The sequence below is a fragment of the Aquimarina sp. RZ0 genome (genome assembly GCF_008370685.1).
Taxonomy (GTDB): Bacteria; Bacteroidota; Bacteroidia; order Flavobacteriales; family Flavobacteriaceae; genus Aquimarina.
This window is the reverse complement of the sequence record NZ_VTZU01000002.1, coordinates 181,663-202,571: the sequence shown is the minus strand read 5'-3', so window position 1 is coordinate 202,571 and position 20,909 is coordinate 181,663. Positions and strand designations below refer to the sequence as shown.

The window sequence follows — 20,909 nt, the reverse complement described above, 5'->3', positions numbered from 1 at the left end:
AATTTCTATAACATTACATTATATTCAATTGTCCTTTTTCTTTACGGCAGATAGTATTATCGGGCGATTTTGACAAAAAGTGTTGATGTTTTTAACTTTTTTGGTTATTTACTTTTACCGTATCAGGTACAAAACTGGTATAATCGCCACCATTGCGTATTACATCTCGAACGATAGAGGAGGAGATGAAACTTTTTCCCGAAGAAGTTAATAAAAACACAGTTTCTATCTCAGTCATTTTCCGGTTAGTATGCGCAATTGCTTTTTCAAACTCAAAATCCCCAGGATTACGTAAACCTCTAAGAATAAATTCTGCATCTTGTTTTTTACAAAAATCAACAGTAAGCCCCTTATAAGTCATGACTTTAATCTTGGGTTCATCTTTAAAAGCTTCTTCAATAAAATGCTTGCGTTCTTCAAGAGAAAACATATATTTTTTCTCTGCATTTACGCCAATGGCAAGGATTACTTCATCAAAGAGTGTAAGCCCTCTTTTAATAATATCATAATGTCCTAAAGTAATAGGGTCAAACGAACCTGGAAATACAGCTCTTCTCATGAGTTATAATTTTTGTAGGGACACAAATATAGAATTCCTAATCGATAATCAAGAATTCTGAATCTCAATTTTTATTAATTATATTTTTGTGATTTTATACTTTCCTCAATAGTATTGGTTAATAATTCTGTGAGACTGATACCTGCGGCAATTGCTTGTTGAGGTAAAATACTCGCTTCGCTAAACCCCGGATTTGTGTTCATTTCTACAAAATGAGGTTCTCCATTATGAAAAATATATTCACTCCTCGAAAATCCTTTCATCTTGAGTATCTGATATATTTTTAATGCTAATTCTCGTACCTTTTCTTCTTGTTCTTTGGTCAATCTGGCAGGAGTAATTTCCTGAGATTTACCAAGATATTTAGCTTCATAATCAAAGAACTCATTTTCTGAGACAATCTCTGTAATGGGCAAAACAAGATCCTTCCCTTTATAAGTTATAACACCTACAGATACCTCTGTTCCGCTTAGAAAAGATTCGATAATAATCTCATCATCTTCCTTATAAGCAATATCAATGGCTGGAAGCATTTCTTCTTTTGTGTTCACTTTAGAAACGCCATAACTACTACCTGCTTTATTGGCCTTTACAAAGCAAGGCAATCCTACAGTATGTATGATATCGTTCACAGCTATCGCATCTCCTTTATTAAGAAAATAATTAGTAGCTGTTGGAATTCCGTAAGGTTTTAGGGCACTAATACAGTCTCTTTTATTAAATGTTAGTGCAGCCTGATAAAAATCACAGGCAGTTTGTGGAATCCCTATGAGCTCAAAATAAGCCTGAAGTAAACCATCTTCACCAGGGCTACCGTGAACAATATTAAAAGCTGCATCAAATATTATTTTTGATCCGTCTTTAGATAATGAGAAATCATTTTTATCAATAAGGGTTTTTTGATCCTGATCATCTATATAAAACCAGGAGTCTTTGGTTATATGAACTCTATACGGATTGTACAGACTTTTATCCAAATGCTTATATACTACATTTCCGCTTTGTATCGAAATATCAAATTCACTGGAGTATCCGCCCATTAGGATGGCAATATTTTTTTTCATTCAGTAAGGTTTACAAACAAAAGTATCATTTATCCTACAACAAAAGCTAAAAACTCTTCGTTTTTATATCTTTGCTCAAAATATCAATCAATTTATGGAATTTTTAAAAGGTCTTTTTAAATTTATTTTCAGTAAAACATTTCTCATTCAGCTAGTACTTGCTATAGCCACGGTTACTATATTATGTTATTTGGCTTTACAATGGTTAGAAGGTTCGACAAATCATGACCAGCGCATTGTAGTACCAAGTTTGAGTAAGAAAACGCTGGATGATGTACAAATTGTTTTAGAAGATAAGGGGCTAAGGTTTGAAGTTCAGGATTCAGCTAATTTTAACCCTAATTTTCCAAGGTATTCTGTAATTGATCAAAACCCGGTTGCAGGTAATATGGTTAAAGAAAATCGTAAGATTTATGTTACATTAAATCCGTCTGGATACAGGAAAATAGAAGTGCCTAAAGTTGTACAAAGGACATTGAGGCAGGCAGAACCTAAATTAGTTGCTCTTGGGTTTAAAATAGGTACTATTACCAGAGTGCCGGATATGTCTAGCTTGGTATTAGAGTTAAGACATAAAGGCAAGAAGATTAAACCAGGAGATAAGCTAACCAAAACTTCTGTTATTGATTTGGTTGTAGGTGATGAAAGTGGCGAAAAAGTAAATCTTTCAGCAAATAAATAATTTACATAAATAGCAACATATTAATTTTGGAGGAAAACCCGGATATAGAAAGTATTGACAATAATGATGACCTATATGAACATCATCGTTTTGTAGCTGGTGCAGGGCAAGTCCCGCTAAGAGTAGACAAGTTTTTAATGAATTTTGTTGAAAATGCAACCCGTAATAAAATACAACAAGCAGCAAAAGAGGGGAGTGTTTTTGTAAATGATGTGGCGGTTAAATCAAATCATAAGGTTAAACCTAATGATATAGTACGCGTTCTTTTTTCTCATCCGCCATATGAAAATCTACTTACTCCAGAAGATATTCCGTTGGATATTGTGTATGAAGATGATGTATTGTTGGTTGTGAATAAACCTCCGGGAATGGTTGTGCATCCTGGTCACGGTAATTATTCAGGAACTCTTATAAATGCATTGATTTATCATTTTGACAATCTGCCAAATAATAGTAGCAATCGTCCGGGATTAGTACATCGTATTGACAAAGACACAAGTGGTTTATTGGTGATTGCCAAGACAGAAGAAGCCATGGCACATTTATCAAAGCAATTTTTTGATAAAACATCAGAGCGGGAGTATGTAGCAATTGTTTGGGGTAATATGGAGGAAGACGAAGGAACGATAGAAGGGAATATCGGGCGTCATCCTAAAAATCGATTGCAGAATACGGTTTTTGAAGGCGATGATGCCGAAAAAGGAAAGCCGGCTGTTACGCATTATAAAATTATAGAACGTTTAGGGTATGTTACCCTGGTTTCCTGTAGATTAGAAACAGGAAGAACACATCAGATTCGCGTGCATATGAAATATGTAGGACATACCTTATTTAATGATGAACGGTACGGGGGAGAAAAGATTCTTAAAGGAACCACTTTTACAAAATACAAGCAGTTTGTAGAAAATTGCTTTAAAACGTTGCCAAGACAGGCACTTCATGCAAGAACATTGGGCTTTATACACCCGGTCACTGGAGAGAAATTACATTTTGAAACTATAATTCCTGACGATATACAGCAATGTATTGAGCGGTGGAGAAACTATGCTAAGAATCAGTTATCAGAGGGTTAATCAACAATTTGACATTATTGTTATGCATATTAATCATTAAGGATATGTTACTAAAAACTTTATTTTTAAATAAATAGGGATTCTTGACGAAATAATATTATCTTCGCTTTTTAATTATTTATAATGAACAAAGGAACAGTAAAATTTTTTAATGACTCCAAAGGATTTGGATTCATCACAGAAGAAGGATCAAACAAAGACCATTTTGTACACATCTCAGGCTTAATCGACGAAGTTAGAGAAGGTGACGAAGTTGAATTTGATCTAAAAGAAGGTAAAAAAGGAATGAACGCGGTAAACGTGAAGGTATTATAATATACATTTTTTGACTTTTTTAGAACACAAGCCTATCAGTTATGATAGGCTTTTTTTGTACTATAAATATGAATATTTTATCTTTTAATAAAACCTCGTGATTGCTTTTATTATTTTATTAGCACGTTTTAGATTACGTTTTTTGACATAAAAATAGGCGCGGTCGAGGTATTTTTGAATCTTCTTGTTATTTCGATAATTTTTACGAGCTTTATATAGTTTTAATGCTACTTTTAGATCATTGGGTGTGAATTTAACACCAGTGTACTGCTGTAAAAGTTGTAGGTATGTAAAACCAAATTCTTTTGTAGGTTCGATCATTGTTCCTTCTCCAAAATCATTCCAGGTTATGATCTGGATAAAATCAGATAATTCATGATGCGTATAGTTCAATGTTTCAGCAAAAGTTTGCCCCGCATCATGGTCAATACTCCAATTGTTTATACCTTCAGTCCAACCGCCATCCGCATAAAAACTCCTAAATCCGGGATATGAAGATCCAACAGTTGTCATGTTTACTATATCATAAGTATTATAATAATTTTCGTGAGTTGATAAATGCCCTTTATCAACCCATAAAAATTCTCCGGTTGCGTTTTTGCCCACCAGATTATTAGATGCCCATAATGTCAAAAAATCTGGGTGATTTTCTATAGGCAATGCGTCAAAAATAGTATTCCATTCATTTTGAGTGGTGATATAATGAGGTCCAAATATGAATAATAAGTTTTTATTATTATGTTTTATATATTTTGGGCTAGAGAAATAAGTGTCAATAATATATAAAAAATCATCTTGTGCAGCTTTTACAATACTGGGAGATATTTCTTGGTTATATGCATGGACTGCCGCTCTGTCTTCATACATAATAGAAAAACCAAGACCTAAGTCTTCTAAGGTAGTTATAAAAGTTTCGGTTGCAATTTTAATTTTTTTATAATCGTGCAGGTCTTTACTTCCATACCAGTCAAATATAACTCCATCTACTCCTGCCAGTTTCATCATTAAAAAGTGATACTCGTGCAGATCTGGATCATTAGAAGAATAAGGACCTATAGCCGGATAGTAATAGGAAGCAATTTCTCTTTTGCCGTTGCTATCTATATTATCGGGATTTTGATTGGCCATAGTCCAATGTTTGCCCCAATATCCATCAAAATCCTTACTCTGAAACCATGGCATGTAATGAACATATATTTTTTTTGGATTCGTTTTTTCCACATCCATACCAGATATATCCCTAATATATCCTTTTCTAGTTACTTCTATAAGTTGCTTTTCTTCTTCTAGTACTTGTTTAAGCTGTGTGTCAGTATACGTAGTATCTTGCACCTGTATTACTTGAGGAGATGTTTGTTCTGTATTAATAAAGTGAGACTCTTCCTCTTCACAAGAATAAAAGAAAATGATAATAAGGAGTAAGGCGATTGATTTAATTGTAGGTTGTACCATGTCATAGTCGGGTTGTTATTAAACAAAAAATTATTAGCAAGTTTTACTTTTTAATTAGATTTTTTGTGTGAATAGCAATTGATTAATCAAAAGACTATATGACAATAGTGAGGTTTTAATCTCGGAGGAGTACGTTAATAGTGTCAAATATAGGGGATTTTTTATGTTAAAAAAAATAAATCGTATCAATTTGCAGATTTAGTTGGTTAGTAAAGAATTGATTGTTATTTAATAAGATCTAAAAATTTTGATCGTTTTTTTTAGAAATAGATCTTTCTAATAGCCGGATAGATAAGAAATACGAGTGTGGATTTTAATTATCAATTGACTATTGTATTTTTGATACGCAAAAAAAGTAATATGAAATACGGTATAATGACTATATTGATACCGACCGAAACCAAAGGATCAACGACACTCTAAAAAACATGAAAGGTAGTTAAACGTTCAATGGCGAATTCTATCTGATAATTAAAAAATAATAAAAATAGATGAAAATAGTAATATCTCCGGCTAAATCATTAGATTTTGAAACCCAATTACCTACCCAGAAGTTTACAGAATCCGCATTTTTAGAGGAATCAGAAAAGTTAAATATGATTCTTCAGAAAAAGACACCAAAGAAACTTTCTGATTTAATGGGGATTAGTGATAAATTAGCACAATTAAACTGGCAGCGTAACCAGGAATGGCACATGCCTTTTACAGCAGAGAACGCAAGACCTGCCGTATATGCCTTTAATGGAGATGTATATACAGGATTAGACAGTTACACGATTCCAGAAGATAGATTAGAAGCGTTGCAAGATAAACTCAGGATACTTTCTGGGCTTTATGGTATATTAAAACCACTGGATTTAATACAGCCATATCGTCTGGAGATGGGAACAAAACTAAAGGTAGGGCGTAAGAATAATTTATATGAATTCTGGAAAAAACAATTAACTGATAAGCTCAATGAAGAGTTGCAGGATGACGAATTATTCGTAAATCTGGCAAGCAACGAATATTTTAGTGCCATCGATACCAAATCACTAAAAGTTCCGGTAATTACTCCACAATTTAAGGATTGGAAGGGAGATAAGTTAAAGATAATTAGTTTTTTTGCCAAAAAAGCAAGAGGAATGATGGTTCGATATATTATAGACACTAGAGCAGAAACTATAGAAGATTTAAAAGGTTTTAATTACGAAGGTTATGGTTTTAGCGAAGCGCATACCAGCAAACCTAATGAGTTGGTTTTTATAAGATAATCTGTTTCTAAGAAGTTGTATGTTTTGTACACAAGGTAAAAAAATAGAACTGTTGATTAATAACTTATACCACTCTCAAATTAAAATCATTTCTTTTTGTTTCACACCTCGAAATAAAAATATTAATAGCACTGCTATCTATGAATTTTCTTTGTTGTCTGAATTAAAAAATAATTCGATTCAGTTTACGGTGATTTCATCTAAGAACTGGTATTATTTCTGACATAGTTTTTATATAAAAAAAACCACTTAAACGAGTATAGATTTTAAAAATCAACTCATGTAAGTGGTTTTTTATGAATTTTAATAGATCTTTTTATTGAGCCCAAAATTAAACTCATTAAGAAATAGCTATTATTGCTTGATAAGCTTTTTAGTTGCTATTACTTCATTAGACTTTTCTGTGTCCAAAATATTTAGAAGGTAATATCCTGATTCTAATACGCTAAGATCTAATGTGTTTTCTCCTTTTTTGAAAACAATATTCCTTTGTAATCTTCCTAACATATCATATAACTTAATTCTCTTATTAGTCATGTCACTAGTGAATGTAATGATATCTTCTGTAGGGTTGGGATAAATTTCAAAAGAATTAATCAATTCATTATTTTCTCTACGAGTACCTTCATAAGTTAATACCAGTTCTGGTTTTGCAGCAGATCCGTGTTCTTTTGAAGCAAATGCAAAGTCATTACCAGAGACTGCTTCCAAGATAAAGGAAACTTTATTTCCTGAAATGGATGCTGGCTGAAGGGAAACTGTCTTAGTATTACCAATAGCGTAAGTGCTATTAATCGAACCAAGTACTCCTGATTTTGCGGGCTTGTTATTGTTAGACAGGTTTTGTTCTGTCCAATTATTGTTATTTCCTTTATAGATGGTAACTTCGCCGTTTCCAGCATCAGAATTTACTGTAAAATTAAGTGAGGCTTCTTTTATAGTCCCATTCACTGAAGAAAGGTCAAACATTAGATATGCTACTCGTTTATTTTTTTCTAATCGTATAATATTGATGTTCTGACGGGTATTTCCTTGCATATAGGCATCATGAATCGGAGCTAAAGTTACGGTGGTAGATTGTCCATTTCCTCCGCCATCATTTCCTCCAATTCGTCTTAATACAATTTTATCTAGATTCCATTGCCAAGGATTAGATCCAGATGCTACTACACGAACAGTATGTCTCCCCGAACTCAGGTTTGCAATTGTACTTGAAGATACTAAAGCAGTATAATTATCCCAATTACCATTATTAGATACATTATCTGTAGCGACTAAAGTATCATCAATTAATAATTGGATCTGTGCATTATCAGAAGGAGTAGATATCTGATAAGTAATACTATATTCTCCAGCAGTACCTACATTAATAGTGTACTCAGACCAATCTCCGCTATTAACATAGTTTACACCTATAGCAGTAGCATTCATACCTAATCCCGGACCACCGTCACTTTCATCATTAAATGTACCATTAGTATTTGTGAAAGTTTCTGCTTCTATCACAATGTCTCCTCCTGATGGAGGTGGTGGTGGAGAAGTATTGTCGGTAACATTTATAGTACTGGTAGCCTTTTTATTACCATCTGTTGTGGTTACCGTTATTATTGCCGAACCTTCTGATATTGCTCTTACCAGACCATTTGAGTTTACTGTGGCTATAGAAGTATTATTAGATGACCAGGTTACAGATTTATCAGTAGCATTATCAGGGATTACTGTAGCATTTAAATCTCTGGTTTGGTTAATGTTTAGAGTAACATTATTATCAGAGATATTTACTGCCGTCACAGAAGCCGTGTTTCCACCACCACCGCCAGGGTTACAATTCGTAGCTTCACCTGGGAGTCCATAACACCCTAATCCAGTTGGTCCGGAAGCTATGTTCCAGTTTATTCCTGTTTTAAAAGGAGGGAGCCCCGACTCATAGGCACCAGCATCAGGCTTTCTTCCTTGGAATCCATCTGTATATCCTGCTATTACTCTACCAAAATCTATTGCCTGTGCACCTCTTTTTAATGTATAATCATTATTGTTGTAGTTATTAAAAGAAGCTCGACTGACCAGGTTATTCTGCTTATCTGATTGCGGCTCCCAAGTGCTTTCGCTTTCCTGGTTTCCTTGTTGATCTACGGCCTCTTTGTCTGTGATATTATTCCACACCTGTACATTACTAAATCTTGTTCCTGCCTTATGCCATGCTCCCATAGTGGCCGAACCTTTTGCAAAAGTGTTGTTATAAATTTTGAGGTTGGTTCCGTTCCAATTGATTTGAATGTTAGTCCATTTTGTATTCCAAACTACATTATTATAAACATCCCAGTTTTTTGAGTCATTGTCTAGATAAATTCCTGTTCCTTTAAACCTACCATTTCTTGCTTGCGAGTCGTGAAAAGTATTATGATGAATACTTGATTTTGTTGCTCTCGCATTGGTAGTATATAGTAATCCGCCATCATCGGCTACAAAATTATTCAGGCTGATATCATTGTAAGCAAATTCACCTCCATCAACGTATGCCTGAATAATATCTTTTCCTGATCTGGTGAGTGTATTGTTTCTATACGATCCTCTTTTTGCTCCACGGGTGTTTAATACACAATCATAATTTCCTAAATAATTAAAATCGTGAACATAAGAATTCAATAATTTGTTATCATCTCCTTTGTCATATACTCCATTACCAGCACCCCAGGCGATTTCACATCGTTCTATTGTATTTTTATTACCAGTAATCAATACACTCTGTCTTCTGGAGTCAAATCCATCAATCACACCTAATGTATGATTCCCATAAAAACTTGATACTCTGGATAATTTATTGTTATTACCACTAATATCTATGGATCCACCAAAAACAGCTAAGTTCTCAATATGGATATAGTTTTTATTCAATTTAATGGTTTGGGTTCTTCTTCTAAAACGAATAGAATTAGCAGCCGGTGCACCGCCTCCATCAATTTGTACATAAAGTGTTTTGTTATTTTTATCATAAAACCACTCATTTTTATAATCCAGGGCTTCTTTAATCCCTTGAAGGAAAAACTCACCTTTTTTAACTCCATGGCCCGTATATCCAGGGTGATGTCTGAGTTGAATCCAATTTTGTCTTCTTTGTAATTTGAAATCAATCCTATTCGAAGATGAATTGGTTATAAAATCTGTCCAGGCTAAAAAACCTGCTCCTCCATAAAAATGAATAGAACCCCCGTTTTTCCATTTACTGGCATGAGGAATACTATTTGCGTGACCATTTGATTGACTACCATTATAATTCATCCAGGTTTTTCCACCACCAGCAGCACCTCTGTTACAGGCTGGTAAATAATCGCGTTTAAATAAGTTTTGAGGTACATTATTTGGCCACCTTGCAAGATCCATAAGATTGTCATTATGAAGCGCCATATTATCCTGACCTAGGTCCCAATTGACAGTTGCCTTATAAATATTACCTTGATCAACGATCCAGTTGTTAACAGCCTGCATAGCTGTAATAATTACTTTTTCTCCTGTTTTGGCTCTATAAACTATTGGATTACCGGGTGTTCCTGATCTTGCAGGTTCTAATAACTCTTCGTAAGTTCCTGCACCGATAATGACAATATCTCCAGCTCGGGCAACGGATGAAGCTTTTGCTATTGTTTTAAAAGGAGCATTTTGGGTTCCGGCATTAGAGTCACTTCCATTTTTGGCTACATAAATATCTTTGGCTTGTAGCGAAAAAGATAGTGTTAAAGCGATAAGAAGTGAGAAAAAAGACTTTTGATAATTTCGAAAAATTTTTGCGTAAAGAATTTTCAAAAACACCTGCTTTTCTAAAAAGCTTTCTAGGGTTTTCATGGGTTTTTAAGTTTAGTTAATATAAAAGTAAATAAAGACCTAAGTTTTTTTTTAACCAAGGTGTTAAAAATAAAGTTTTAAAAGAGGGAGGGGTGTTAAAACTTAATTTTTTAGATAATGTAATTATGTATTTAGTTATTTCAAAGATATTGTTTTTTTTCGAGATAATCAATTTTGACATAATCATAGTCAAAATGTGTTTTTAATTTCATTATCTTCAACATTTATACTTCACATAAGATATAATGCAAAAAATTATTAAATTCTTTGATTGGGTTGGCGAGAAAACAGGAGCCCTTGTTAGTTGGCTTTCAGTATTGTTGGCTATGATGATAGGATTGGATGTTATTATTAGATACGTATTCAAATTTACCTTTATATGGATGATAGAAACAGAGATTTATTTGTTTGGAATACTATTCCTTATTGGTTCAGGATTTACATTTAAACACGGGAAACATGTAAGAGTAGATGTTTTTTACACAAAAATGTCTGTAAAACAAAAGGCTTGGGTAGATGTGTTGGGGGGAGTATTTTTGTTAATTCCGTGGTGTTACGTGGTGATAGTCTCTTCCTGGTACTATAGTTTATCGTCATTTATGATAGGCGAGGGTTCATCACAAGCGGGAGGGCTGCCAGCATTATATATACTTAAATTTTGTATTACGCTGGGATTTTCTTTTTTATTATTACAGGGGATTTCTCATATGCTAAAATCAATTCAGATCATTATTAATAAAAGAGCTTAATGGAGTTTTTGGCAATACTACTGTTTATCATTATTTTTATAGTAATACTTAAAGGATATCCGGTAGCTTTTACATTAGGAGGTATTTCTATTGCTTTTGCTTTTGGGATATCCATCTTCGCTCCGGAATATTTTACTATGTCAACATTTTATTTATTGCCTTCCAGGATTATGGGGGTGGTAAATAATTATGTATTGATGGCTGTTCCTTTATTTATTTTTATGGGGATTATGTTAGAAAAGTCTGGTTTAGCTCAGCGTTTATTAGAAACGATGGCTATGATGTTTGGGCGTATTCGTGGAGGGTTGGCGATCTCGGTGATTATAGTAGGGGCGTTATTGGCGGCATCTACTGGGATTGTAGGGGCAACTGTAGTGACTATGGGTTTGATTAGTCTGCCTACAATGCTTAGTAGAGGATATAAAACGGAGTTGGCAACAGGAGTGATTGCTGCTTCCGGGACTTTGGGACAGATTATTCCTCCTTCAATTGTTTTAGTATTATTAGCAGATACTATCAATAGTTCATCCAGAGGAGGAGGGTCGGTCGATGTAGGAACGCTATTTTCTGCTGCCTTATTTCCAGGATTATTATTAGTAGGTCTATATGTGTTTTATATTTTAATAAAAGCATGGATTCATAAAAATGATGCGCCAAGTATTCCGAAAGAAGAAATAATAGCGTTTAGAGCAGATAATTTGACCTCAAAAATAGTGAAGGTATTATTGCTGCCATTATTACTGATTGTACTTGTTTTAGGGTCTATTTTTACAGGAGTGGCGTCGCCAACAGAGGCTTCTGCAATAGGAGCAATAGGAGCAACAATACTTACTATAATTCAAAAGAAATTTTCATTCACAATTTTAAAAGATGTAGCTCAAGAAACCACAAGATTAACATCTATGGTGTTCTTTATTTTATTGGGAGCGACCACTTTTACATTAGTATTTAGGACATTAGGAGGAGATCAATACTTGCAAGATTTAATTTTATCATCTCAGCTTACTCCATTAATGTTTCTATTGCTGGTTATGTGCGTGATTTTTATAGCAGGCTTCTTCATTGATTTTATAGAGATTATATTTATTGTTGTGCCTGTAGTGACTCCAGTTTTTAATGCATTGGATATGAATATGCTTTGGGTAGGTATTTTGATGGCTTTGAATTTACAAACATCATTTCTAACACCTCCTTTTGGATTTGCCTTGTTTTATTTAAAAGGTGTTGCGCCAGAAAAAGTAAAAACAAGTCAGATTTATAGAGGTATCATTCCTTTTATTGTGATACAACTTATTGTAATAGGTATTGTCATGTTTTATCCAAAGCTTATTTTTATTTCTGTATAACGGCTTAGAAATTGTAATATGAATAGTACTATTAATTGTGGTAAAGTAAATAGGTATACTATGGTAAGATTTTTTGCAGGGATGGTGACAGTGTTATTATTTTTTTCTTGTTTGGGAGATCCTCCGGGAAGTATGAATCCTGTTTCGTATGATACGTCAAAACCGAATAAAGTATTTCATTGGAAAATGACGACTACCTGGCCGCCAAATTTCCCAGTTGTTGGTGAAGTTGCAGAAAAATATGCAACCTGGGTTGATGAACTCTCTAATGGTCAGATAAAAATTAAAGTGTATGGAGGAGGAGAATTGGTGCCTCCGTTAGAAGCTTTTGATGCGGTATCACAGGGAGCTATTGAAATGGGGTGTGGTGTTTCTTATTATTGGGCAGGAAAAACTCCTGCAGCGCAGTTTTTTGCAGCTGTACCCTTTGGGATGAATGCTCAGCAAATTACTTCCTGGTTAGAAGTAGGAGGAGGATATGAGTTATGGAAAAAAACGTATGCAAGATTTAACCTGGTGCCTTTTATGGGAGGAAATACAGGAGTACAAATGGGAGGGTGGTTTAATCGTGAGATCAATTCTATAGAAGATTTTAGAGGATTAAAAATGCGTTTGCCCGGTATCGGGGGTAAAGTATTAGAAAAAGCAGGTGGTGCAGCAGTACTCGTTGCAGGCAGTGAAATTTATACAAGCTTGGAACGGGGAGTTATTGATGCTACAGAATGGATTGGTCCTTACCATGATTACAAAATGGGGTTTCATAAAATTGCAAAATATTACTACACCCCAGGTTGGCATGAGACAGGATCACAGCTGGAATTTTTTATTAATAAAAATCTTCATGATGGATTACCTCCACACTTACAAGCTGTTTTGATGGCAGCATCAAAACGTGCACAGGTTTGGGTATTATCCGAGTTTGATAAACAAAATGGGATCTACTTGGATAAATTAATACGTGAAGAGCAAGTAGAGATTAGAGAGTTTTCAAAGGAAACTATGGATGCTTTGAGAGTGCATACAGAAGAAGCTTTACAGGAAATGATAGGAGATGATCCCTTATCCAAAGAAGTGTATGAAAGTTATGCTAATTTTCAGGATAGAATATCAAAATGGTCTGAGGTAACAGAAAAAGCATACTACAATAAAATTCAAAAATAGAAGCAATACTCTTTTTACATCGCGCGATACGTATTTTAATTAAAATGAGAAATTAGAGGATAATTTTTTTTGACGTATTCAGGATAAAATGTATTGCAATATAGAACCCTAATCTATATATTTAGGAGGGCATATTTATTAAAGATTATTAAAACACAACAACTACACCATGCAAATCAAAAAAGTTTTAGTAGCCAATAGAGGAGAGATAGCTATTCGTATTTTTAGAGCCTGTACAGAAATCGGATTACAAACTGTAGGTATCTACACTTATGAAGATCGATATTCTTTGCATAGGTATAAAGCAGATGAGGCATATCAGATAGGAGAAGATCATGAACCTCTAAAACCTTATCTAAATATAGCTGCGATCATAAGGGTGGCAAAAGAGAATCAAGTGGATGCGATTCATCCTGGATATGGTTTCCTTTCAGAAAATGCAGATTTTGCAGTACAATGTGAGAAAAATGATATTATTTTTATAGGCCCCAAAGTTTCTGTTTTACGTTCTTTGGGAGATAAAATTATGGCAAAAGAAGTTGCTATTGCTAATAATATTCCAATTATTCAAAGTAATGATCAAGATCTTATCGATGTTAAAATTGCAATTAAAGAGGCAAAAAGGATAGGATTTCCCGTTATGCTGAAAGCCGCATCTGGAGGTGGAGGTAGAGGTATGCGTGTAATTAGAAACGTCGAAGAACTTGAAAAAGCATATCCAGAGTCGCAAAGAGAAGCTCTAAATGCTTTTGGGGATGATACTGTTTTCCTGGAGAAGTTTGTTGAAAATCCAAAGCATATCGAAGTACAGATAGTTGCAGATCATTATGGCACGATGGTACATCTTTTTGAACGAGATTGTTCTGTACAGAGACGTTATCAAAAAGTAATTGAATATGCTCCTTCTTTCGGTGTCTCTGATGATATAAAACAAAATTTATATGCCTATGCATTATCCATTTGCAAGGCAGTAGATTATAATAATATTGGTACAGTAGAATTCCTTGTTGATGATGATGACAGTATTTATTTTATAGAAGTAAATCCAAGAGTTCAGGTAGAGCATACGGTTACAGAGGTTGTTACGGGGATCGATTTAATCAAAACTCAGATTTTTATTGCAGGTGGTTATAAACTATCAGACAAACAGATCAAAATAGAAAGTCAGGAAAGTATAAAGACGAATGGCTTTGCATTGCAATGTAGAATTACTACAGAAGATCCGGAGAATAATTTTAAACCTGATTATGGCACAATAACTACCTATAGAAGTGCTTCTGGATTCGGAATCAGGTTAGATGCTGGTAGTGTGTATCAAGGGGTTACTATATCTCCATTTTTTGATTCTATGCTGGTAAAAGTTTCAGCCAATAGCAGAACACTTGATGGCGCATGTAGAAAAATGCGTAGAGCACTCTCAGAATTCAGAATACGGGGGGTGAAAACAAACATGCCTTTTTTAGACAATATATTGAAACATGATACCTTTAGAAAAGGAGCAGTAACAGTTAACTTTATTAGAGATACAAAAGAGTTATTTACAATTAAAGAAGCGCGAAATCGAGCTACAAAATTGGCAAATTTTCTAGGTGATATTATCGTAAATGGCAATCCGGATGTCAAAAAAATAGATCAGACAAAAAAATTTGTATCCCCCCAAATTCCTAAATTTGATGAATCCAGCGAATATACCAAAGGAACTAAAGATTTATTAACAGAATTAGGTCCGGAGAAATTTGCAACGTGGTTAAAAAATGAAAACAAAATTCATTTTACTGATACTACAATGCGAGATGCACACCAGAGTTTATTAGCCACAAGAATGCGTACGTATGATATGCATAAAGTGGCAGAAGGATTTGCCAAAAATCATCCAGAAATATTTAGTATGGAAGTATGGGGAGGAGCAACTTTTGATGTATGCCTGAGGTTTCTAAAAGAGAACCCTTGGGAGCGACTGCGTACACTTAGAAAAGCCATGCCTAATTTACTTCTGCAAATGTTAATTAGAGGATCTAATGGGGTCGGTTATACTGCCTATCCAGATAATTTGATAAGTAAATTTGTAGAACAGTCATGGGAGAATGGTGTGGATGTGTTCAGGATTTTTGATTCTTTAAACTGGATGAAATCAATAGCTCCTTGTATAGAACATGTAAGAACTCGTACTCAGGGACTAGCAGAAGGAGCACTTTGTTATACAGGAGATATTCTAGATCCAAAACGTACAAAATATACTTTAAAATATTATATCCAATTAGCAAAAGATATTGAAAATGCGGGAGCACATATTTTGGGAATTAAAGATATGGCTGGATTGCTAAAACCATATGCAGCCTATGAATTGGTAACTGCTTTAAAATCTGAAATTAATATTCCTATACATTTACATACCCATGATACTTCTTCAGTACAATCGGCCACATATCTCAAAGCAATTGAAGCTGGTATTGATGTTGTAGATGTGGCTCTGGGCGGGCTTTCTGGACTTACCTCACAACCTAATTTTAATTCTATTGTAGAAATGATGAGGTTTCATGAGCGGGAGAATCCAATAAATATTTCTAAACTGAATGAATACTCTAATTACTGGGAGGCTGTTAGAGAATATTATTATGTTTTTGAATCCGGTCTTAAATCCGGGACTGGGGATATCTATCAGCATGAAATTCCAGGAGGACAATATTCTAATTTAAAACCACAAGCCGAAGGATTGGGATTAGCAGATCGTTTTCATGAAATTACTAAAATGTATGGAGAGGTCAATCAGCTTTTTGGAGATATAGTAAAAGTAACTCCCAGCTCTAAAGTAGTTGGAGATATGGCTCAATATCTGGTAAGTAATAATTTGACCATTGAAGATGTAAAAGAAAAGGGTGAAACCATATCATTTCCGAAATCCGTTGTGAACTTATTTAAAGGAGAGCTGGGACAGCCCGTTGGAGAATTTCCAAAAGACCTTCAGAAATCGATATTAAAAGATCAAAAACCATTTACCAATAGACCCAATGCACATTTAGAACCAGTAGATTTTGAATCTGAGTTTAAGGATTTCATAAAAGTGTTTAAAAAAGGAATGGGACGAGAACTGGATATTACAGATTTCCTTTCTTATAAATTATATCCAAAGGTATTTACCGGTGCTTATAACCACCATCTCAAATATGGTAATGTTATGAATATTCCAACAAAAAACTTTTTTTATGGAATGACTCCCGGAGAGGAGATTATCATAGAGCTTGATAAAGGAAAAATACTACTAATAGAATTGATCTCTATAGGAGAAGCACATGAAGATGGTACGGTAACGGTGTTTTTTAAAGTAAATGGTCAGACTCGTAATGTAGAGATACAAGATAATTCTATCAAAGTTACCAAAGTGACTCATGCCAAAGTAGATAAATCAGATGATAAACAGGTAGGAGCACCGCTACAAGGGGCTTTGTCATCTGTACTTGTAAAAACAGGACAGGAAGTGAAAAAAAATGATCCTCTTTTTATTATTGAAGCCATGAAAATGGAGACAACCATAACGGCTAATCAGGATACAATCGTTAAAAAAATAGTGTTAAAACCAGGAACTATGGTAGAAGCAGATGATCTTGTAATTGTGATGAAGTAAATAGTTTAAGTAATAGATACTGGTTTGTTTATTAATTAGATAGACCAGTATCCTGAGAGTGCTTACCTCTGAATCATTGATGTTTCTAATAAGGATTATGAACAAATGTTATCTTCGGGTTTTCCTCCGTATAATTTCCTTAAAGCTTTCTTTTCTCCGTTACTTAGATTAACAGACTGAAAGGTTTCTACAGGTAATGATTGTCGATTCATTGCAGAGTTTGAATCTCTGTTTGGTGTACCAGAAATTTGTTGGGCACCAGTTTCATCTAAATTAGTATGGGCAAAACCTATATTATGACCTAGTTCGTGCCTAAGTACCCATCTTATTATTTTGTTTCTTTTATTTCTATCTTCAATCTCATCATATAATGTATGGTCAAAATTAGCTTCAGATCCTGGTTTTCCATTGCTGGCAGGGAATTCTCCTTCCCCAAAATTTCCTCTGTCAAAACGTATGGTAATATCTTCATTGCCATTGACTAATCGAAACTTAAGAAAACTTCCATTGACATTATTCCAGTCATTGATTGCATTACGTAATTGAGTATCGATTTCTGGTATATCGAAATTTCGTACCGTAATATCTCGTGCTTCGCTACATTTTAGAATCGTATTTACTCTTGTCTGTTTAGTAGTTGTTTTGTCATTGGATGCTGCAAGAATCGTCTCGGTAGAAACCTTAATATCTCCTTCTACCAGGTATCCATCTTCTTTTTGAAAAACTGGGAAATTGTTAGTGTCAAAGCCCATATTATGCAATCCTTTCATGATGTCATCTGGGATTGAGGCATTGATTGTTTGTGGTTCTTCGATGCCTTCATTTTGGCATTGCGTCATAAGTACTGCTGCAACAAATACTGCTGAGATTTTTAAATACTTCATTTTTATTTAAGTTTTAAGATTAAAATTTACTTACAATGTCTTTATTAGATCAGTATAATCAATATATAGACTTATTTGTTGAGTGACTATTTTTGAAATAATTAGCTACAAGCATAGAGGGAATTTTCAGTAACAAATGTTAAGTTTGTAACATTTTTTTAAGGGAATTTTACTTATAAGTAAATACTGATTTGTCAGAAGGTATGTGTGTAATTGTGTTGTTATCTAAGTAGTTAATGATTGATATGAGTCGAGTGTTAAAAGAATAAAAAGTAATTAAAAAATAATATTAAAATAGAGGGTCGATATTGAAAATGAGAAGTATTTTTTATCGTAACTAATAATTTTAAACATTGTTTAACAATAGTGCAAGAAAGGAGTCAAGTTTCTATCGACAGATTAGAGGAAATTTAACTCTAAAAAATTAAAACTATGTCATTATCAGAAACGTTGTTAAAAGCTAATCAGGAAAATAGAACTAAAATTCCGAACGAGATACTAGACATTATGGATAGTGCGACAAAGGATCTTATAAGCAAAGGTATTTCGGGTATAGCTATTAAAGAAGGAGAAGTGTTTCCTGATTTTTCATTGCCTAACAGCCGAAAAAATGAAATTGCATTAAAAGATTTATTAACGTCTGGATCAGTTGTCATTTCTTTTTATAGAGGTGGATGGTGTCCTTATTGTAATATAGAACTAAAAGCGTTACAAAATGCTCTTCCAGAATTTAAAGAAAGAAAAGCTACCCTTATTGCCATTACTCCGGAAACTCCGGATAATTCTCTAACAACAGCAGAAAAAAATTCATTAACCTTTGAAGTGTTAAGTGATATAGATAATACACTTGCAAAAAAAATAGGATTGGTATTTAAACTGCCAGAAGCTCTACAGGAAATCTATAACAAATTTGGACTTGATGTAGCAAAACACAATCAAAATGATAATTTTGAACTTCCCGTAGCTGCAACCTTTGTTGTAAACAGTACTGGAGTTGTATCATATCGTTTTGTTAATGAAGATTATACTAAGAGAGCGGATATTGAGGATATCTTAAAAGCTTTAAATGAATAAGTTTTAGACAATAATATATATCCCCTTAGTTAGATACAACCTAGCTAAGGGGATTTTTTTAGAAGTGAACTCAGCTATTACTAATACTCAAATAAAAAGCAGTAATTCTTAGGCATAGCTAAGATTTCCGATCATTTTTGTTTTCAAGTTCACAAGACAAGCAGTAAATTCAGATAAAAACCTTATCTATATAGGTTTCTTATAATTTTTATTGGTTTCGCTTTTCAATAATATAGATTTCATCATTACTGGCATTTTTTGAAAGTTGTGAAGCTTTTTTAGTCATATATTCTCTGTTTTGATTTTTTGAATGTAAAAGCCATTTGCAACTGTTGGAATAGCCATAAACTGCCATTTCTCCGGCAATCATCTTTAACTGATCCAGGCATAGAAGTAATGGTACAATCAAAGTATTTATTATTTTTTACATTTTTGATAGGATAAGATCACCTTGAGCAATTAAATTAAATAAGAAGTTATACGATTTATAACTAAAAATTTCGCATATTCATCGTTTCTTTTTCCTTTCTACTTCGTTTAAAAAATAAACCGTAGCTATAGCTATGCTTGATTTTTTTGCCTTGCATAAAGAAAAAATAATTCAATGAATTTATACGAATTTTTTAATCACAAATCGTATTAGGAGATTCAAAATTATGATACATTTTTGTATCATGATCATTTCTAAATTCATTATTCGCTTGATTCTTTAAAGAAACATAATCTGGCATTGATATGTTTTTTTAGTTTTAAAAGTTATATATATTAATAAATTTAGTTCGGATAGCGATATCAGTTGCTAAGTGTAAACACTTGTTTTTTGAGAATTACAACATATTATCAAAATATTTTATATCATATAAAGCTGCTGTAGTACTTATTTTATGATGATAACTACGCTCCAGCCATCACGTTATCGACTGGAGTGTTTTTAATTTCTTACCCAATAAAATTTTCCAGACAGTTCGTTGTGAATATTATTTACTTTAAGTGAAGAAATTATAGCTGGTTTGCATTATTTTTGTGGCATGCCATACTTCCTAATTATCGCTTTACAAGGATTCTGCGTTTATCACGCTATAAAGACCAGAAATGAATACTATTGGTTTTTTGTAATTATTTTTTTACCGGTTATCGGCAGTATTATTTATTTGGTTACTCAGGTGTTTAATAAAAAAGATCTGGATACAGTGCAGAAAAGTATTGTAAATGTCGCGAATCCTACTAAAAAAATAACTGAGCTTAAGAATCGCGTAGAATTTGCTGATACTTTTCAAAATAGGGTAGACTTAGGAGATGCTTTGTATGAGATAGGTGATTATAAAGGAGGTATAATAGAATACGAAGTGGTACTACAGAGTAATTATCATACGGATATCGGGGTAATAAAAAAAATACTTGAAGGGTACTATCGAATAGAAGCATATGAAAAAGTTATTTTATATGCAGAAAAAATAATTAATGAACCAGGTTTTAAAGGTTCTACGAGCCAGTTTCTATATGGATTGTCTCTGGCAGAAGAAGGAAAAACAAAAGAAGCAGAGGAGCATCTGAGATCAATTGATCAGCGATATTCTCACTATGAAGAGCGGTACACATTGGCTCAATTTCTCATCGAAATAGGAAAAACGATGGATGCGCGAGAGATTTTGTCTGATATTGTATCAGAATCAGAACACATGTCTAAAAATAACCGCAATCAATATAGAGGAGTAGTCAATGATGTGAAGAAACTGCTGGATACTTTATAGACTTTTTTATTGTGCATTATACCTTGTAAGAGGTATTTAAAAACAGAAAAAGCCAAGATGAGTTCAGTATAATGATAGACAAAA

At 33.6% G+C, this 20,909-nt stretch carries 16 protein-coding genes; 10 read left to right on the top strand and 6 right to left on the bottom strand.

Annotation, left to right across the window (positions count from 1 at the left end; translation table 11 throughout):
- Positions 1-91: 91 nt before the first annotated feature.
- Both coaD and F0000_RS01640 read right to left on the bottom strand, forming a co-directional pair.
- Complete coding sequence (gene coaD, locus F0000_RS01645; RefSeq protein WP_149622952.1) at positions 92-559, bottom strand: pantetheine-phosphate adenylyltransferase; 468 nt, start codon at positions 557-559, stop codon at positions 92-94.
- Positions 560-633: 74 nt separating this feature from the next.
- Entirely contained in the window at positions 634-1,623 is a 990-nt protein-coding gene (locus tag F0000_RS01640; RefSeq protein WP_149622951.1) for a D-alanine--D-alanine ligase, read from the bottom strand.
- Positions 1,624-1,717: 94 nt separating this feature from the next.
- On the opposite strand from F0000_RS01640, the gene F0000_RS01635 reads away from it, so the two are divergent.
- From F0000_RS01635 to F0000_RS01625, 3 genes are all read left to right on the top strand, one after another.
- Positions 1,718-2,305, top strand: coding sequence for a PASTA domain-containing protein (locus F0000_RS01635; RefSeq protein ID WP_149622950.1), 588 nt, complete (start codon positions 1,718-1,720; stop codon positions 2,303-2,305).
- Positions 2,306-2,331: 26 nt separating this feature from the next.
- Positions 2,332-3,378: an RluA family pseudouridine synthase gene (locus tag F0000_RS01630; protein ID WP_255452591.1), complete on the top strand. Its 1,047-nt coding sequence runs from the start codon at positions 2,332-2,334 to the stop codon at positions 3,376-3,378.
- A gap of 123 nt (positions 3,379-3,501) precedes the next feature.
- Positions 3,502-3,693 carry a cold-shock protein gene (locus F0000_RS01625; RefSeq protein ID WP_034244160.1) on the top strand — a complete coding sequence of 64 codons (192 nt, stop codon included), beginning with the start codon at positions 3,502-3,504 and terminating at the stop codon, positions 3,691-3,693.
- 84 nt (positions 3,694-3,777) lie between these two features.
- Here the strand turns inward: F0000_RS01625 and F0000_RS01620 are convergent, their stop codons facing one another.
- Positions 3,778-5,145: a glycoside hydrolase family 71/99-like protein gene (locus F0000_RS01620; protein ID WP_149622948.1), complete on the bottom strand. Its 1,368-nt coding sequence runs from the start codon at positions 5,143-5,145 to the stop codon at positions 3,778-3,780.
- 491 nt (positions 5,146-5,636) lie between these two features.
- Here F0000_RS01620 and yaaA point away from each other — a divergent pair, with 491 nt between their 5' ends.
- Positions 5,637-6,398, top strand: coding sequence for a peroxide stress protein YaaA (yaaA, locus tag F0000_RS01615; RefSeq protein ID WP_149622947.1), 762 nt, complete (start codon positions 5,637-5,639; stop codon positions 6,396-6,398).
- Positions 6,399-6,752: 354 nt separating this feature from the next.
- On the opposite strand, the gene F0000_RS28175 is transcribed toward yaaA, so the two are convergent.
- Positions 6,753-10,238 carry an Ig-like domain-containing protein gene (locus F0000_RS28175; RefSeq protein WP_255452590.1) on the bottom strand — a complete coding sequence of 1,162 codons (3,486 nt, stop codon included), beginning with the start codon at positions 10,236-10,238 and terminating at the stop codon, positions 6,753-6,755.
- A gap of 245 nt (positions 10,239-10,483) precedes the next feature.
- Here F0000_RS28175 and F0000_RS01595 point away from each other — a divergent pair, with 245 nt between their 5' ends.
- From F0000_RS01595 to F0000_RS01580, 4 genes are all read left to right on the top strand, one after another.
- Entirely contained in the window at positions 10,484-10,987 is a 504-nt protein-coding gene (locus F0000_RS01595; protein WP_149622946.1) for a TRAP transporter small permease subunit, read from the top strand.
- The gene (locus tag F0000_RS01590; protein ID WP_149622945.1) at positions 10,987-12,333 is read left to right on the top strand and encodes a TRAP transporter large permease subunit; all 1,347 of its coding nucleotides are present in this window, start codon (positions 10,987-10,989) and stop codon (positions 12,331-12,333) included. Before F0000_RS01595 ends, F0000_RS01590 begins: the two co-directional genes overlap by 1 nt.
- An 18-nt stretch (positions 12,334-12,351) precedes the next feature.
- Complete coding sequence (locus F0000_RS01585; protein ID WP_255452589.1) at positions 12,352-13,494, top strand: TRAP transporter substrate-binding protein; 1,143 nt, start codon at positions 12,352-12,354, stop codon at positions 13,492-13,494.
- A 169-nt stretch (positions 13,495-13,663) separates the two neighbouring features.
- On the top strand, positions 13,664-17,116 hold the full coding sequence (locus F0000_RS01580) for a pyruvate carboxylase (protein ID WP_149622944.1): 3,453 nt from the start codon (positions 13,664-13,666) through the stop codon (positions 17,114-17,116).
- A 95-nt stretch (positions 17,117-17,211) separates the two neighbouring features.
- Here the strand turns inward: F0000_RS01580 and F0000_RS01575 are convergent, their stop codons facing one another.
- A complete protein-coding gene (locus F0000_RS01575; RefSeq protein ID WP_149622943.1) occupies positions 17,212-18,000 on the bottom strand; it encodes a M57 family metalloprotease in 789 nt (262 codons plus the stop codon).
- Between the two features lie 432 nt (positions 18,001-18,432).
- On the opposite strand from F0000_RS01575, the gene F0000_RS01570 reads away from it, so the two are divergent.
- The gene (locus F0000_RS01570; RefSeq protein WP_149622942.1) at positions 18,433-19,074 is read left to right on the top strand and encodes a peroxiredoxin-like family protein; all 642 of its coding nucleotides are present in this window, start codon (positions 18,433-18,435) and stop codon (positions 19,072-19,074) included.
- 208 nt (positions 19,075-19,282) lie between these two features.
- Here the strand turns inward: F0000_RS01570 and F0000_RS01565 are convergent, their stop codons facing one another.
- Positions 19,283-19,483 (bottom strand): hypothetical protein, encoded by a 201-nt coding sequence (locus tag F0000_RS01565; RefSeq protein ID WP_149622941.1) that lies wholly within the window; start codon positions 19,481-19,483, stop codon positions 19,283-19,285.
- Between the two features lie 619 nt (positions 19,484-20,102).
- On the opposite strand from F0000_RS01565, the gene F0000_RS01560 reads away from it, so the two are divergent.
- Positions 20,103-20,825, top strand: coding sequence for a CDC27 family protein (locus F0000_RS01560; protein ID WP_149622940.1), 723 nt, complete (start codon positions 20,103-20,105; stop codon positions 20,823-20,825).
- Positions 20,826-20,909 lie beyond the last annotated feature (84 nt).